Origin of the sequence: Marinobacter sp. NSM, from assembly GCF_052380025.1 — a bacterium.
In the GTDB taxonomy this organism is placed as follows: domain Bacteria; phylum Pseudomonadota; class Gammaproteobacteria; order Pseudomonadales; family Oleiphilaceae; genus Marinobacter.
Map to the genome: position 1 here is coordinate 108,553 of NZ_JBQTCK010000002.1, position 13,419 is coordinate 121,971.

Genomic DNA, 13,419 nt, shown 5'->3' on the forward strand with positions numbered 1-13,419 from the left:
AGTCATCCAGACTGCTATATCCAAACAGGAGAGTATCCATGCAATACCAGGCACCAGCGAACGATCTTCGCTTTCTGTTGTTTGATGTGTTGGGCGCAGACAAACTGCACGAACTGGAAAAGTACGCCGATGCGACTCCGGATCTGATTTCGGCGGTGATCGATGAAGCCGGCAAACTGGCGGCAGAGGTCATCCAGCCTACTAACCAGGTGGGCGATCGCCAGGGTTGTAGCTACGATCCGGAAACCAAATCGGTCAAGACACCTGACGGCTTCAAAGAGGCCTACCGGAAGTTTGTGGAAGGTGGCTGGACCGCCCTGGATGCACCACTGGAATTCGGCGGGCAGGGCCTGCCCCACACCCTGAAGTTTGTCGTGGACGAAATGGTGTGCTCCACCAACCTGTCCCTGGGCATGTACCCGGGCTTGACCCACGGCGCCATCAGCGCCCTGTACGCGCACGGCTCCGAGGAGTTGAAGCAGACTTATCTGGAAAAACTGATTTCCGGCGAGTGGACCGGCACCATGTGTCTGACCGAGCCCCAGTGCGGCACCGATCTGGGCCTGATCCGCACCAAGGCCACACCCAATGACGACGGCAGCTATGCCATCGAGGGCACCAAAATCTGGATCACCGGCGGTGAGCACGACCTGGTCGACAACATTGTACACCTGGTACTGGCCAAGTTGCCGGGCGCACCGGACACCACCAAGGGCATATCCCTGTTTGTGGTACCCAAGTTCCTGCCAGATTCCGGCGAGCGCAACCCGGCCTTCTGTGGTGGCCTTGAGCACAAGATGGGCATCAAAGGCTCCGCCACCTGCGTTATGAATTTTGAAGGCGCCAAAGGCTGGCTGGTCGGCGAGCCTAACAAGGGTATGAGCGCCATGTTCACCATGATGAACGAAGCTCGGCTGATGGTGGGCATGCAAGGCCTTGGCCTGGCTGAGATGGCTTACCAGGAAAGCCTGGCATTTGCCAGGGAACGCCTGCAGAGCCGTTCCCTGAGCGGCCCCAAGAACCCGAACGGTCCGGCTGACGCGATCATTGTGCACCCGGACGTGCGCCGCATGCTGATGCGCCAGAAGGTGCTGAACGAAGGTATGCGGGCGCTGGCGCTGTTCACTGGCCACCAGCTGGATCTTTCCGTGGCTCACCCGGATGAAAGCGTGCGTGAAAACGCCGACGACCTGGTGCAGCTGCTGACGCCTGTGGTTAAAGCCTTCCTGACCGACGAAGGCTATAACAACGCCAACTGGGGCCAGCAGGTTCTGGGTGGCTCTGGCTTCACCCAGGATTGGCCCCTGGAGCAACTGGTTCGCGACGGCCGTATCGCCCGCATCTATGAGGGCACCAACGGCATCCAGGCGATGGACCTGGTGGGCCGGAAGCTGTCCCTCAAAGGTGGCCAGCTGGTTCGCGCCCTGTTCGCAGAACTGACTGGATACCTGAAGGACAACCCGGAGGCGCCGTACCGCGAAGAACTCAAGGGTGCGCTGAAGAGTCTGGAGCAGGCCACCATGTGGCTGGCCCAGAATGCCCCCAAAGATCCGGAACAGGCCGGCGCTGCCGCCACCCCGTACCTGCGGATTATGGCCCTGACCGTGATCGGCTATCTGTGGTCCCGCATGGCCGGCGTCGCAGGCCAGCAGCTGCAACTCGGAGAGGGCATTAAGCCGTTGCTTGAGAGCAAGCAGGTATCCGCCCGCTACTATTTCGAGAAGCTGATGCCTGAAGTGGACTGGCTGCTGAAAGACATCCAGACCGGCAAAGACAGCCTGATGGCATTTGAAGACGAGCACTGGGTGGCTTAAACGGCAATACCGGTCTGGCCAAAATGGCTGGCCGAAAATGACCGACAGTTGGCAACTTCTGACCTTCTTAAAGACAGATCAGAACTTGATAATAGTCACGTTGATTAGTGTCTCTGAACTAGTCCAACCCGCCTCTTGCCGAGCCGGGTACCTTCTTGAAGCCGCGCTCTTGCGCGGCTTTTTTTATGGTGTTTTCCCGCCCGCCGCTGTCTCGGTTACAATGCGCCTTTGTTTTCTCCCCTGCATTCCGGAGGCTGCATGACCGCCGATGATTATCCGTTCCGCTTTGGCGGCATAGAGCGCCTCTATGGCCGCAAGGCCCTGAACGCTTTCCGTAATGCCCACATAGCCATCGTCGGCCTGGGCGGTGTTGGCTCCTGGGCGGCGGAATCCCTGGCGCGCAGCGGTATCGGCACACTCACCCTGATTGATATGGACGATATCTGCGTGTCCAACACCAATCGTCAGCTGCACGCACTGGAAGGCCAGTATGGCCGCACCAAGACCGATGCCATAGCCGAGCGACTGAAGGCCATCAATCCCCAGGCAGATATTCGCGTGCATTTCGGGTTTCTGACCACCAAAAACGTGGAGGAGTTGATTACCGAGGATATGACCGGAGTGGTGGATGCCATCGACAGCGTGAAGGCGAAAGCAGCGCTGATTGCCCATTGCCAGCGGCGCAAGATTCCGATTGTCTGTGCCGGCGGGGCTGGCGGCCAGATGGACCCAACCCAGATTCAGGTGGCAGACCTGAGCAAGACCACCCAGGACCCGTTGTTGGCAAAAGTGCGTAATATGCTGCGCCGGGAGTACGGGTTCTCCCGGAATCCAAAGCGGCGTTTTGGAATTGAGGCGGTGTATTCACTGGAACAGCTCACCTACCCAGCCGCCGATGGCGAGGTATGCCTGCAGAAACCAGCCACCGAGGGTCCGGTGCGGCTCGACTGCGCCTCCGGCTTCGGCGCAGCCAGCCCGGTAACCGCCAGTTTTGGCTTCTTTGCCGCCTCCCGGCTACTGAACCGGATTGCCCGCAAAGCCAATCAGGCCGATTAACGGCAATCCAGCACCAGCTTGCCCCGCACATGACCGCCTTCCAGCAGTTCGTGGGCTGCCTGTACCTGATCCAGGGAAAATACCTGCTCAACATGGACCTTCACATCACCGTCTTCAATCAACTCGGCGATTTCCTCCAGATGGAAGGCATCTGGCCGTGAGCGCATGCCGTGGGCTCGAACGCCCATGGCTTCTGCGGCGCTGACCACGTCATCGGCAGTCACCGTAGGGATGGTTACCAGCACGCCGGAGTCACTGAGGGTTTGCAGGGAGCGTTTGCCGGTCTCGCCCCCTACCAGGTCCAGCACAACGTCCAGGCCGTAGCATTCTTCGGTGAAGTCAGTGGTGTGGTAATCAATCACCTCATGCACCCCCAGCTCCGCCAGAAAATCCCGGTTACGGGAGGACGCCGTCACGATGACGTGGGCGCCCCGCTCCAGGGCAAACTGAACCCCAAAGTGCCCAACACCACCGGCCCCGGCATGAATCAGGATTTTCTGGCCAGACTCCAGCTCCGCCACTTCAAACAGGGCCTGCCAGGCCGTGAGTGCCGCCAGGGGCACGCCGGCCGCCGCGATCAGGTCCAGCTCTTCCGGCACAATGGCGAGATCTTCAGCGTCGGCAATGGCGTACTCGGCGTAGGCTCCGCCGGTGACCGGGAAGCCGATCATGCCCATCACCCGGTCGCCCGGCACCAGTGTGGTCACGCCCTCGCCCACTTCCACCACCTCACCGGCCGCGTCGTAACCGGGCGTCCAGGGCAGACTGTTTTCTATCTGGGTGGCGACGAACCCCATGCCCTTACGGGTTTTCCAGTCGATGGGATTGAGGCCAGCGCCGTGTACCCGAACAAGCACCTCGCCCTCACCCGGTTCCGGAATGGGCGATTCTGTCACGCGCAGCACATCACGCTCACCAAAGCGATCATAGACCACGTGGCGCATGGTGCCGGTTTCGGTCAGATCAGATGATTCCATGGGCGTCTCCAGACAGCAGTGAACGGTGCCGTTACCGGCCTGAACTCTCAGACTAGCAGAATTTTACCGGCCCGGCCTCAACCGGGCAGGCCCCGCCCGCCGGCAACCAGCGCGCTGCCAAGTATCTCGGCGAAGGCCTTGGGCGCCCGGGCTGGCCGCTGGGATTTCATATCGACACAGGCATGGGTAGAGAGCGCCCGCAGCAAGGTTTTGCCATCGGCCGGGCGAATCAGCTGAAACTGCCGGGCAGAGCGGAAACGGCCATCCCAGTCAGTGAGCCAGGTACCCAGCACCAGTTCATCCCCGGCATTGGCAGAGGCCAGGTAATCCAGCTCAGTGCGGGTAATCGCCATGGCCTTGCCGGTTTCTTCGTGCAGGGCCCAGGTCATGCCCAGGCTGTCGATGTGCTGCCAACTCACTTCTTCCAGCCAGCGCACATACACCACGTTATTGGCGTGCCCCAGGCGGTCGGTGTCCTCCGGGCGAACGGTGATGGTCATGGTAAACGGGTCAGGCAAGTCCCAGTTCAGTGCCCGTGTCATGGTTGCTCTCCAAGGCCAGGAATAGCGTGCAACGGTAGCCGGCCAATACGGTCATTGTGAAGTGAACCAAAGTATAGAACGCCATCATGGGGATTCACCGAGGTGATTTCCTGAAGGTGGCTGCCGCGGGTATCGTGCAGGCTGGTGATCATCTTACCGCTGGTATCGAAGGCAACCACCAGCCCATACTCCTGTGGCTGGGGCTTCAGACTGTCAGGCAACTTGGCCACCAGATTCTTCAGCCAGGGTTTGCGATGCATGCTGTCCACCTGGGCATTGCGCAGGGTTGGAAACGCAACCCAGTAGCGGCCCTGATCATCCACCGCCAGATTATCGGGAAATCCCGGCAGGTTGTCCGCAAACACTTCTGCCTGGCCGGCCCTGGGCCCGGTGATCCAGTATTTCAGGATGCGGTACTTCCAGGTTTCGTTAACCAGCACATAGTCACCCGCCGGCGACACCGCCACACCGTTGGCAAAGTGCAGATTGGCCAGCAGGACTTCGGTACGGCGGGTACGGGGGTTATAGCGAAGCAGGCGGCCGTAGGGGCGCATCTCCAGCAAGTCCAGAATGTAATCCGGCTGGCGAAAGCGGGAGCTGGCGTCAGTGAAATAGATACGGCCGTCCGGTGCTATGTCCACGTCGTCAGTAAAGCGGAACGGCGTGCCTTCGGCCTCGCGGGTCAGTACCGACAGGGTGCCGTCTGGGGTGATGGACAACAGGCCTTTCCAGGCATCAGCGACAATCAGGTTGCCCTGGGCATCGAATACCATACCCAGTGGCCGTCCGCCGGTTTCCAGCCAGTTCTCTACGGTGCCATCCGGAAACACCCGCACGATTTTGCCGTCCTGGGTGCCGGCGTAAAGCCCGCCGTTTGCATCAATGGTTGTATCTTCCGGACCATAGACCTGGCCCCGGGCTAGCAAGTCTGCCAGGCGCAGGCGTTCATTGGGCGCCAGCACACCGGTCATGGCCGGAGGCGATGGTGCCTCCCAGGCCTTGCTGTCAACCGGCGACGGCGTGAGCAGGAAACTGCCCAGCAGCAGAAAGATGACCAGCAGGCCTATCAACAACCATTTCATCATGAGCGCCCGATCCATTGGTGATTGTTAGACGGAAGGCAATATCAAAGCACCCTAACCTTAGCAGACATTACCGGGTTTCTGGCAACGCAGGACAGGCCGTCAGGATCCGAGAAAACGACGACACAAAGCCGCAAAGGTATCGGGCTTTTCAGCATGCAGCCAGTGCCCGGTACCCTCGATTATCTTCAGTTCGGCGGCTGGGAACAGTTGCCGGATGGTGTCTTGATGTTTGCTTTGGATATAGGCGGAATCAGCGCCTTTGATAAACAACACCGGACCATTGTACGGGCCCTCACCCTCCGGCGCGGCGGCCAGCTTCTGATAACAGGTGTCAATCACAGGTAGATTCAGACGCCAGCGGAACAGCTGATCCCCATTACCGGCCTGCTCTGCCGGTTTCCGCTCCAGGTTTTTCAGCAGGAACTGCCGCACGCCAGGGATTTCAACAAATTCAGCCAGGCGCTTGTCCGCTTCCTGGCGGGTTGTTACGCCAACCAGCTCCAGGTTTTTCATGCCGTCCAGAACCGCATCATGCCGGGCTTTGTAGGTGACCGGTGCGATGTCCGCGACTATGATCCCCTTGACCCGCTCCGGATAACCCAAGGCGACCTGCATCGCCACCTTGCCGCCCATGGAATGACCCAGCACCCAGGCCTTGTCCAGATTGTGGGCGTCCATGTAGGCCACCACATCGGCCGCCATGGCCGGGTAGTCCATGTCGTCAGTGTGGGGTGAGCTGCCATGATTGCGCTGATCGAGGGCGTGAATCTGCCAACCATCTTCCAGGCGGCGGGCGATACCTCCAAGGTTCTCAAGGGAGCCGAACAGCCCATGCAGCAGGATCAGGGGCTCGCCCTGGCCGGTAATACGATGATTCAGTTCAACGGTCATACGCTGACAGCCTCCAGTGATGGGGATGAACCGGATACACTACCATCGCCAGACTCGGGGGCAAGGAGAAATTAGGCAGGCAAACCGCAGGCACAAAAAAGCCGGGATGAACCCGGCCAGAAGGTCACAGACATTACGACGGACAGCTCAGCAGTAGAAGATGCTGTCCAGATACTCCGCCAGTGCCAAAACGTTTTTACGCTCGGCCTCGTTATGGGGTACAAAGATTTCCCGTTCCATACAACACCTCCATTTTGCCTGTTGGCTACTTCAACCTGATGAGTACCATGCTATCGTTGAAACTATGGCAAGCCGTTGACTGGCTGTGCCAATCGTTTGACATTTTGTATCACTCTGACACACAACCACCCGGAGCCAACCATCGGCATGCACGCGCAAACGGACCAAGCGGATACCCCGCAGGTTGCGGCCTCCAGCACACTGGCGCTCGTGCATTACCTGGATACGCTCGGGCTGTTAAATCGCTCCCGGATTGAACCCCTCATCGGCCTTAGCCTGGAAGCCCTGGAAGATCCGGATTTGCGCATTCCCGCCAGCACCCACTACCAACTTTGGGATCTGGCCGAACAGCTGACCGGAGACCCCGGTGTTGGACTGCACGCCGGGCAGGTGGTTGACCCTGAACGAATGGGCCTGGTTGGGCATGTTTTCTTCAATTGCGACACTCTGGGCGAGGCCGTCGTGCAGTATGTGCGCCTGCACCGGCTGATCAACGAATCGGTAACCCTGAGCTTTGAGCAAACGCCGGATCAGGCCATCCTGACCTGGCAGCCAGACCACCCCGATCACTACTGTCGTCAGGATATGGATCGCACCCTGGCGGCGGCGCTGTGTCGAACCCGTCACTTTATTCACCGGGGCATTGAAGCCGACTGGTTGGAAGTGGCCCATCCGGAACCCGGCTATGCCAGCGAGTACCGGAAACTGTTTGGCGGGCCGGTTATTTTTGGTACCGGCATCACCAGAATGGCGTTCTCCAGCCAGCACCTTGGGCACCCGATTCCCCATCGCAACCCGTATGTCTATTCCGCCGTGCTGAAGCAGGTCAATGCGGTGCTGGCCCGCCTGCAAACGCGGAAGTCTTTCAGCCGCAAGGTTCGCCGCCTGATTTCACGGCAAATGGCCACTGATCGCATTGATGCCGACACACTGGCCCGGCAGTGCCACATGAGCCGCCAAACCCTGTACCGCAAGCTGAAAAAAGAGGGCTTGAGTTTTCATGATCTGGTGGAACAGGTGCGCCAGGACAAGGCCCTTCGGTATGTAGCTGACGACCAGTATGCCCTGGGGGAAATTGCCTTCCTGCTGGGTTTTTCTGAACTCAGCGCCTTCAGCCGTGCCTTCAAACGCTGGACCGGCATGGCACCGGCCCAGTTTCGGGCAAACCATCAGGAAGGTAACGAATGACTCCGGATAACCTGTCATTGCTGGCCATCCCCCTTGCCGCACTGTACCTGGCAGCCCTGGCCTGCATTTATCGGATCCTGCTCAGCTATCGCACCGCCCAAGGGGCCATTGCCTGGATCATCGCACTGGTAGGCCTGCCCTATATCGCGGTGCCACTGTTTGTTCTGTTCGGCCGAAGCCGCTTTGGCGGTTATGTCAAAGCCCGCCGGATGGGGGATCAGTCTCTGACCACGCTGCTGGACCAGTTCGAGAAGCAGACCACGTCGATCTCCAACCCAGGCCACGAACATTTCAGCGATGAGCTTCAGGTACTGTGCAAGTTGAGCCGGCAACCGTTTACCAGCGGCAACCAGTGCACACTGCTGAAAGACGGAACCGCAACATTTGAGGCCCTGTTCGAAGCCATGGAGGATGCCAGGCAATACATTCTGCTGGAGTTCTACATCGTGCGCTCAGACAAGGTGGGGCAGCGCATCAAGGCGATTCTGGAACGCAAGCTGGCGCAGGGTGTCGAGGTGTGGTTTCTTTACGACGACATCGGCAGTGTGTTGCTGTCACGGCGCTGGCTTAACGAACTGTCAGCCGCCGGCGCGCGCATCGCTTCGTTCGGCAACGGTAACGTGCGCCGCCGGCGTTTCCAGATCAATTTCCGGAACCACCGGAAGTTACTGGTCTGTGATGGCAAGGTGGGCTTTGTTGGCGGCATTAACCTGGGCGACGAATACCTGGGCACGGCGATGGACCAGGAACCCTGGCGCGATACCCACTGTCGGATTGAGGGCCCGGCGGTGACCGGTTTGCAGCTGGCGTGGCTGGAAGACTGGCACTGGGCCAGCAATATCCGCCCGGAACTGGACTGGCACCCGGGCTTTGACACCGGCGGTGATCAACAGGTTCTGGTGCTGCCTACCGGGCCTGCAGACACCTGGGAAACCTGCACGCTATTCTTCCTGAACAGCATCAACAATGCCCGCACCCGAATCTGGATTGCATCGCCCTATTTTGTACCGGATTTCCAGATCATGAACGCCCTGCAGCTGGCGGCGCTGCGGGGGGTGGACGTTCGCATCCTGATTCCTGAAAAATCCGACAGCCGGCTTATTCGCCTGGCGGCCTATTCCTACCTGGTGCAAGCCAGCCAGGCCGGCATCGGGATCTATCGCTACCAGCCCGGTTTCATGCACCAGAAAGTGGTGCTGGTGGATGACCGTTATGCTGCCGTGGGCACGGCGAACCTGGACAATCGCTCCATGCGCCTGAACTTCGAGATCACGGCGGTGAACACCAACGAGGACTTCGTCCGCTCGGTCGACTCCATGCTCCGGGAAGACCTTGAGTACTGCCAGAGAATGACTGAGCGAGACTACCAGGACCGATCCATCCTCTTCCGACTCAGCTGTCGCGCGGTGCGACTGCTGGCGCCGTTGCTATAGCGGTTATTCTGGCTCCGGCAAAAACATTGTGCGACCATGGCCTTTCCGACGGTTCACCTGCTGTAAACAAATAACCCATGAACGCATTCAAGCCCAGAGAAACCCTGACCGAACAAGTCGCCCGCCATATTGAAAACCTGATTGCCTTTGAACAGCTTAGATCCGGTGAGCGCATCTACGAAAGCTCCATGGCCAAAGAGATGGACGTCAGTCATGGTTCCATCCGCGAGGCGCTGTTACTGCTGGAAAAACGGCACCTGGTCCGCAACGTGCCACGCAAGGGGGCGTTCGTTACCCCGCTGGACGAGCACTTTGTACGAAGTCTCTATGAAATTCTCGAACTGTACCTGACCCACACCGGCCAAAAACTGGTGCGACAATGGCAACCCGAGGACATGGCCCGGCTTGAAAATCTGTATCGGCAAATGAAGGACTGCTACCAGAAAAACGACCTGATGGCGTTTCTGGAACTGGGCATTGAATACACCAAGGCGTCACTGGTGTACGCGGACAACTACTTTATCGTCTCCGCCATTGATGACCTCTGGCCCTCGGCCAAACGCTGTGCATTTGTCGCCTTTCGCCAAGGCGGGGCACAAGTACTGGAGGACAATCTGGCACACATGGAAGAATCCATACGCGCCATTGGCAACCGGGACGAAGCGGCCCTGGCAAGCATCCTGCACCGATACGCCATCCAGCAATGCGAACAGGTTCTGGCCGCCATCAACGTGGGTTGAGACTGGCGCTGGCTGATGGGTCAGTAGAACAGCTGGGTAAAAGAGAAGCCAATGTTCAGGTAGGCGGTCCAGTTATCCTCGTTGTTGTAGGCAGCGGCCAGTTGCACCGGCCCGAGCAGGGTATCCACGCCAGCAAAGGCACTCCAGGACCGCACGGTGTCGCTCCAGCTGGCATCACGCATACTGTCCCACGCATTGCCGGTTTCAAAACCGGCGCCGGCAAACCAGGGCATGACCGGACCACCAAACTCCCGCCGACCGTAAACGGAAGCCAACACGGCGTCGTTGCCGGTAATTTCCCCCGGGGCGTAGGCTGAAAGCTGGCGAAAGCCACCCAAACGGGCGGCATTTTCAATACCGGCCTCGCCGCTGAAAATCTGGCGGGTATACAACAGCCCGGTCAGGTTAAATCGCTCCCAGGTGCCAGTGCCCAGCAGCATCGCCGTCACGCCATCAAAGTGCCGGTCTGAACCGAGATCTTCCCGCTCAATCCGCCCGCGGATCCCGGCAAAAGCACCGGATTTCGGGAAGAAGGCATCGCTCAGGGAATCGTGCACCAGCTGCAAGCTGACATGCCCCTGATGCACATTGTCGGTGGGGGCGACCGGAACACCCACTTCGTCGTCAACCGAGGCATACCCGCGCACATAGGCCAGACGAACTTCTCCGTTGCCTCCCAGCTCCATGCCCAGGGCCAGGTCCACTTGCCGGAAGGTGACATCCACTTCCGAGATGCGCCGCCCCTGATCGTAAATGCTGTAATCGTCCCGGCGATACTCCACACCGACAACGGCAAACCGGTCATAACCGTAGGTCAGCGGCTGGTACCACTGGCTTCGGACCCAGGGCTGGGTACCCAACTGAACGCCGGTCAGCCATTCGGCACCCAACCGGTTCAGCTCGGTCATGCGCAGGCCGGCTGCCAGGTTAAAGCGGGTATTTCCCTCGAAGTTATCTTCATAGTTGAGCCCGAACGACAGGTAATTCGGTCCCCAGCTTTTCTCCCGCGCCTGTATCACAAGGACCGGCCCCGCTTCCGTGGGCGCCAGTGACCAGCCGACGGATTCGTAATAGCCAAGGCCATAGATACGCTTCAGGTCTGCCTCAAGCTCCGGTACGTCCAGCTCTTGCCCCGGTTGCTGGCGAATCCGCTCCCTCAGGAAGTCCGTCGCCAGACGCTCGCCCTGGGCGATCTCCACCCGAACCACAGGCCCGGGCACCCAACTGCCTGCGGCACGGCGCGACTGGTACGCCACCCACTGCTCCTCAGACACCGACAGCCGGTTCAGGGCAACCGCATGCTCACGGGCGGCGGTGGCACCCAGTTCAAACAGCACCGGCGCATCGTAAAAATCGGCGGAGCCAAAGCCTTCGAGGTCCGGGTGCACCAGCACGTCCTGCTCGGTCAGCAGCGCCAGTTGGGCATCGGTATTCCTGCGGGTTATCAGGGTAGTCAGTTGCCCCACCACCGAGAAAGCCTCTCGCAATTGATCGGCGCTCATCATCGGATCGGTGATATCCACGGCAATGACCACATCCGCGCCCATCTCCCGAGCCACGCTGACTGGAAGATTGTTGGCAACCCCTCCGTCCACCAACAGCCGACCATTGCGCTCAACTGGCGCGTAAACGCCCGGAATGCTCATACTGGCCCGAATCGCTTCGGCAAGACTACCGTCTCCGATGACCACCTCTTCCCCGGTTTCAAGGTCGGTGGCCACAGCTCGGTAGGGAATGGGTAACTGGTCGAAATTTTCAACCAGGGCGGCATTGCGGGTGAGTTCATTGAGGATGAAACCAAGATTCTGCCCGGTCACCAGGCCGCCACCCAGGTGCACACCCTGCGTGCTGACCCCCAGGCCCGGCACCAGTGGCAAACGCCAGTCGTCCTGTTTGCGCCGGACCGGCTTGAACGCCCGGCCGGGATCGTCGCGGAAGCTGGACAACCAGTCCAGTTCCAGAAACCGCTGCTCAATCTCGGATACCGACATGCCCGAAGCGTAGAGTGCGGCCACGGCGGAGCCGGCACTGGTGCCCACCACCACGTCCACAGGCACCCGCATTTCTTCCAGCACCCTCAGAACACCCACATGGGCCATGCCTTTGGCACCGCCACCGCTGAGCACCAGCCCAACTTTCGGGCGTTCTGAGGGCTCCGACGCCAGTACTGGCGCCCACAACAGGGGCACCAGAATGAACAGCAGACACAGATAATACCGCCGGTCAGGCAAATCCCGGTCAGCTCTTGTCGCGGTGTTTGTCATCGTCGGCCAGGGAAAGGTGGGAAACGTCCGGAACCATCGGCGGTGGCAGATCTCGTTTTACACCCAGATCGGAGCCAGGAGGCGCCAGGCTCCAGTCATCCAGGTGCTCGAACATCGGCGCTTCCGGGTCTTCATGTTCCACAAGGGTGACACCCACCGGGTCCAGGGTCAGGCCCGAGCCCGCGAGGATATCATCCACTTTGTCACCGGCCACCGGTAGGCGATCTCCGGGCTCGGTCGCCGGCACGTTGCCCTCAGAGGCCGATTTCGGCGGGGCCGATGGTGCTTCAGTCTCGGCTTGCTGATCAGCCTGGGAAACCGGCGCAGGTTTCGGTGCCGGGTCCGCAGCCTGAGCAGCCCCGGCCATCGGTTGTACATGGGCAATCATGCCATGCTTGCGCAGTACCGCCTGGTACTTCTCTGCCTGAACCTGTTCCAGCTTGTTACGAATAACAACGGGCTGGCCACTGAACATGCGGTCCAGTTGCTCCACGCTGGCCTTGAACAGGGCCCGGGCGTTGTTACGGGCAGTCTCAACATCAGTGCCTGGCGCGCACTCACCCTTGAATACAAGCTGGAACATGGCTATCCCTCTCACTTTCCCAATGGTTCTGGCTCCATAATAGCGGAAAACCAGCTCTGCGACAGGCAGGCAAACACCCCGCAGCGCGGAATTATGTCCAAAATGCAAACAATTGAAAAATACCGGGAATCAATGACGAAATTTTCAACACTCTCTGCAATAATCAACCGTAACCAAACTTTACACTTGGTAACATAGAAGTCATCTCATCCGTTTTCGGGAGTGCTCGTTATGCGCACCAGACTATACGCCTTCGCATCCGCGGTTGCGTTATCGATCCCACCCAGCCAGGCACACGCCGAAAATCTTGACGTTTTGATGAGCCAGGTTTTTTCGAACCAGGAAGCCACCTACATCGGTTTTGAAAGCGTGGAACGGGAAGACATCCCGGAACAAGCCGCCGTCGACCGTAAATATCTGATCGTCGACTTCCGACTCGCTGAGCAGAATCCGGAAAGTGAGCAGCTTCAGGCCAGCGTCCACAAAGTCTGCATGACCCTGCTGAAAGACAGGGCGCTGGTTCGCTCCCTGTCAGACTCAGGGTACGACATGGTGTCAGTGGCGTTTGACCGCAAATCCCAGTTCGACTGCCTCTAAGCCGCTGGT

Annotated in this window: 12 protein-coding genes; 6 read left to right on the forward strand and 6 right to left on the reverse strand. The window is 59.4% G+C overall.

Annotation, left to right across the window (positions count from 1 at the left end; translation table 11 throughout):
- The first annotated feature begins 38 nt into the window (after window positions 1–38).
- Window positions 39–1,814: an acyl-CoA dehydrogenase C-terminal domain-containing protein gene (locus ACTZWX_RS04575; RefSeq protein ID WP_444712923.1), complete on the forward strand. Its 1,776-nt coding sequence runs from the start codon at window positions 39–41 to the stop codon at window positions 1,812–1,814.
- Between the two features lie 258 nt (window positions 1,815–2,072).
- The gene (tcdA, locus tag ACTZWX_RS04580) at window positions 2,073–2,870 is read left to right on the forward strand and encodes a tRNA cyclic N6-threonylcarbamoyladenosine(37) synthase TcdA (RefSeq protein WP_444712924.1); all 798 of its coding nucleotides are present in this window, start codon (window positions 2,073–2,075) and stop codon (window positions 2,868–2,870) included.
- Here the strand turns inward: tcdA and ACTZWX_RS04585 are convergent.
- The 4 genes from ACTZWX_RS04585 to ACTZWX_RS04600 form a co-directional block, all read right to left on the reverse strand.
- A complete protein-coding gene (locus tag ACTZWX_RS04585; RefSeq protein WP_444712925.1) occupies window positions 2,867–3,847 on the reverse strand; it encodes an NADP-dependent oxidoreductase in 981 nt (326 codons plus the stop codon). The two genes, tcdA and ACTZWX_RS04585, sit on opposite strands and share 4 nt — an antisense overlap.
- 77 nt (window positions 3,848–3,924) lie before the next feature.
- Complete coding sequence (locus ACTZWX_RS04590) at window positions 3,925–4,389, reverse strand: acyl-CoA thioesterase (RefSeq protein WP_444712926.1); 465 nt, start codon at window positions 4,387–4,389, stop codon at window positions 3,925–3,927.
- Entirely contained in the window at window positions 4,386–5,471 is a 1,086-nt protein-coding gene (locus ACTZWX_RS04595) for an SMP-30/gluconolactonase/LRE family protein (RefSeq protein ID WP_444713412.1), read from the reverse strand. Before ACTZWX_RS04595 ends, ACTZWX_RS04590 begins: the two co-directional genes overlap by 4 nt.
- 102 nt (window positions 5,472–5,573) lie before the next feature.
- Entirely contained in the window at window positions 5,574–6,365 is a 792-nt protein-coding gene (locus ACTZWX_RS04600) for an alpha/beta fold hydrolase (protein WP_444712927.1), read from the reverse strand.
- A gap of 387 nt (window positions 6,366–6,752) precedes the next feature.
- Here ACTZWX_RS04600 and ACTZWX_RS04605 point away from each other — a divergent pair, with 387 nt between their 5' ends.
- The 3 genes from ACTZWX_RS04605 to ACTZWX_RS04615 all read left to right on the forward strand — a co-directional run bounded on the left by ACTZWX_RS04605 (window position 6,753) and on the right by ACTZWX_RS04615 (window position 9,966).
- Entirely contained in the window at window positions 6,753–7,793 is a 1,041-nt protein-coding gene (locus tag ACTZWX_RS04605) for an AraC family transcriptional regulator (protein ID WP_444712928.1), read from the forward strand.
- Window positions 7,790–9,226: a cardiolipin synthase gene (gene cls / locus ACTZWX_RS04610; RefSeq protein ID WP_072678630.1), complete on the forward strand. Its 1,437-nt coding sequence runs from the start codon at window positions 7,790–7,792 to the stop codon at window positions 9,224–9,226. The genes ACTZWX_RS04605 and cls overlap by 4 nt, the downstream gene beginning before the upstream one ends.
- A gap of 77 nt (window positions 9,227–9,303) precedes the next feature.
- Window positions 9,304–9,966 (forward strand): GntR family transcriptional regulator, encoded by a 663-nt coding sequence (locus ACTZWX_RS04615; protein ID WP_072678631.1) that lies wholly within the window; start codon window positions 9,304–9,306, stop codon window positions 9,964–9,966.
- Between the two features lie 20 nt (window positions 9,967–9,986).
- Here the strand turns inward: ACTZWX_RS04615 and ACTZWX_RS04620 are convergent, their stop codons facing one another.
- Both ACTZWX_RS04620 and ACTZWX_RS04625 read right to left on the reverse strand, forming a co-directional pair.
- Entirely contained in the window at window positions 9,987–12,065 is a 2,079-nt protein-coding gene (locus ACTZWX_RS04620; protein ID WP_444713413.1) for a patatin-like phospholipase family protein, read from the reverse strand.
- 139 nt (window positions 12,066–12,204) lie between these two features.
- Window positions 12,205–12,813, reverse strand: a complete 609-nt coding sequence (locus tag ACTZWX_RS04625; protein ID WP_444712929.1) for a hypothetical protein — start codon at window positions 12,811–12,813, stop codon at window positions 12,205–12,207.
- Window positions 12,814–13,044: 231 nt separating this feature from the next.
- On the opposite strand from ACTZWX_RS04625, the gene ACTZWX_RS04630 reads away from it, so the two are divergent.
- A complete protein-coding gene (locus tag ACTZWX_RS04630) occupies window positions 13,045–13,410 on the forward strand; it encodes a hypothetical protein (protein ID WP_444712930.1) in 366 nt (121 codons plus the stop codon).
- The last annotated feature ends 9 nt before the right edge of the window (window positions 13,411–13,419 follow it).

Bases quoted from the DNA above. Each gene is read 5' to 3' on its own strand.
- ACTZWX_RS04575 (WP_444712923.1), top strand. From the start codon at position 39: ATGCAATACCAGGCACCAGCGAACGATCTTCGCTTTCTGTTGTTTGAT.
- tcdA (WP_444712924.1), top strand. From the start codon at position 2,073: ATGACCGCCGATGATTATCCGTTCCGCTTTGGCGGCATAGAGCGCCTC.
- ACTZWX_RS04585 (WP_444712925.1), bottom strand. From the start codon at position 3,847: ATGGAATCATCTGATCTGACCGAAACCGGCACCATGCGCCACGTGGTC.
- ACTZWX_RS04590 (WP_444712926.1), bottom strand. From the start codon at position 4,389: ATGACACGGGCACTGAACTGGGACTTGCCTGACCCGTTTACCATGACC.
- ACTZWX_RS04595 (WP_444713412.1), bottom strand. From the start codon at position 5,471: ATGAAATGGTTGTTGATAGGCCTGCTGGTCATCTTTCTGCTGCTGGGC.
- ACTZWX_RS04600 (WP_444712927.1), bottom strand. From the start codon at position 6,365: ATGACCGTTGAACTGAATCATCGTATTACCGGCCAGGGCGAGCCCCTG.
- ACTZWX_RS04605 (WP_444712928.1), top strand. From the start codon at position 6,753: ATGCACGCGCAAACGGACCAAGCGGATACCCCGCAGGTTGCGGCCTCC.
- cls (WP_072678630.1), top strand. From the start codon at position 7,790: ATGACTCCGGATAACCTGTCATTGCTGGCCATCCCCCTTGCCGCACTG.
- ACTZWX_RS04615 (WP_072678631.1), top strand. From the start codon at position 9,304: ATGAACGCATTCAAGCCCAGAGAAACCCTGACCGAACAAGTCGCCCGC.
- ACTZWX_RS04620 (WP_444713413.1), bottom strand. From the start codon at position 12,065: ATGGCCCATGTGGGTGTTCTGAGGGTGCTGGAAGAAATGCGGGTGCCT.
- ACTZWX_RS04625 (WP_444712929.1), bottom strand. From the start codon at position 12,813: ATGTTCCAGCTTGTATTCAAGGGTGAGTGCGCGCCAGGCACTGATGTT.
- ACTZWX_RS04630 (WP_444712930.1), top strand. From the start codon at position 13,045: ATGCGCACCAGACTATACGCCTTCGCATCCGCGGTTGCGTTATCGATC.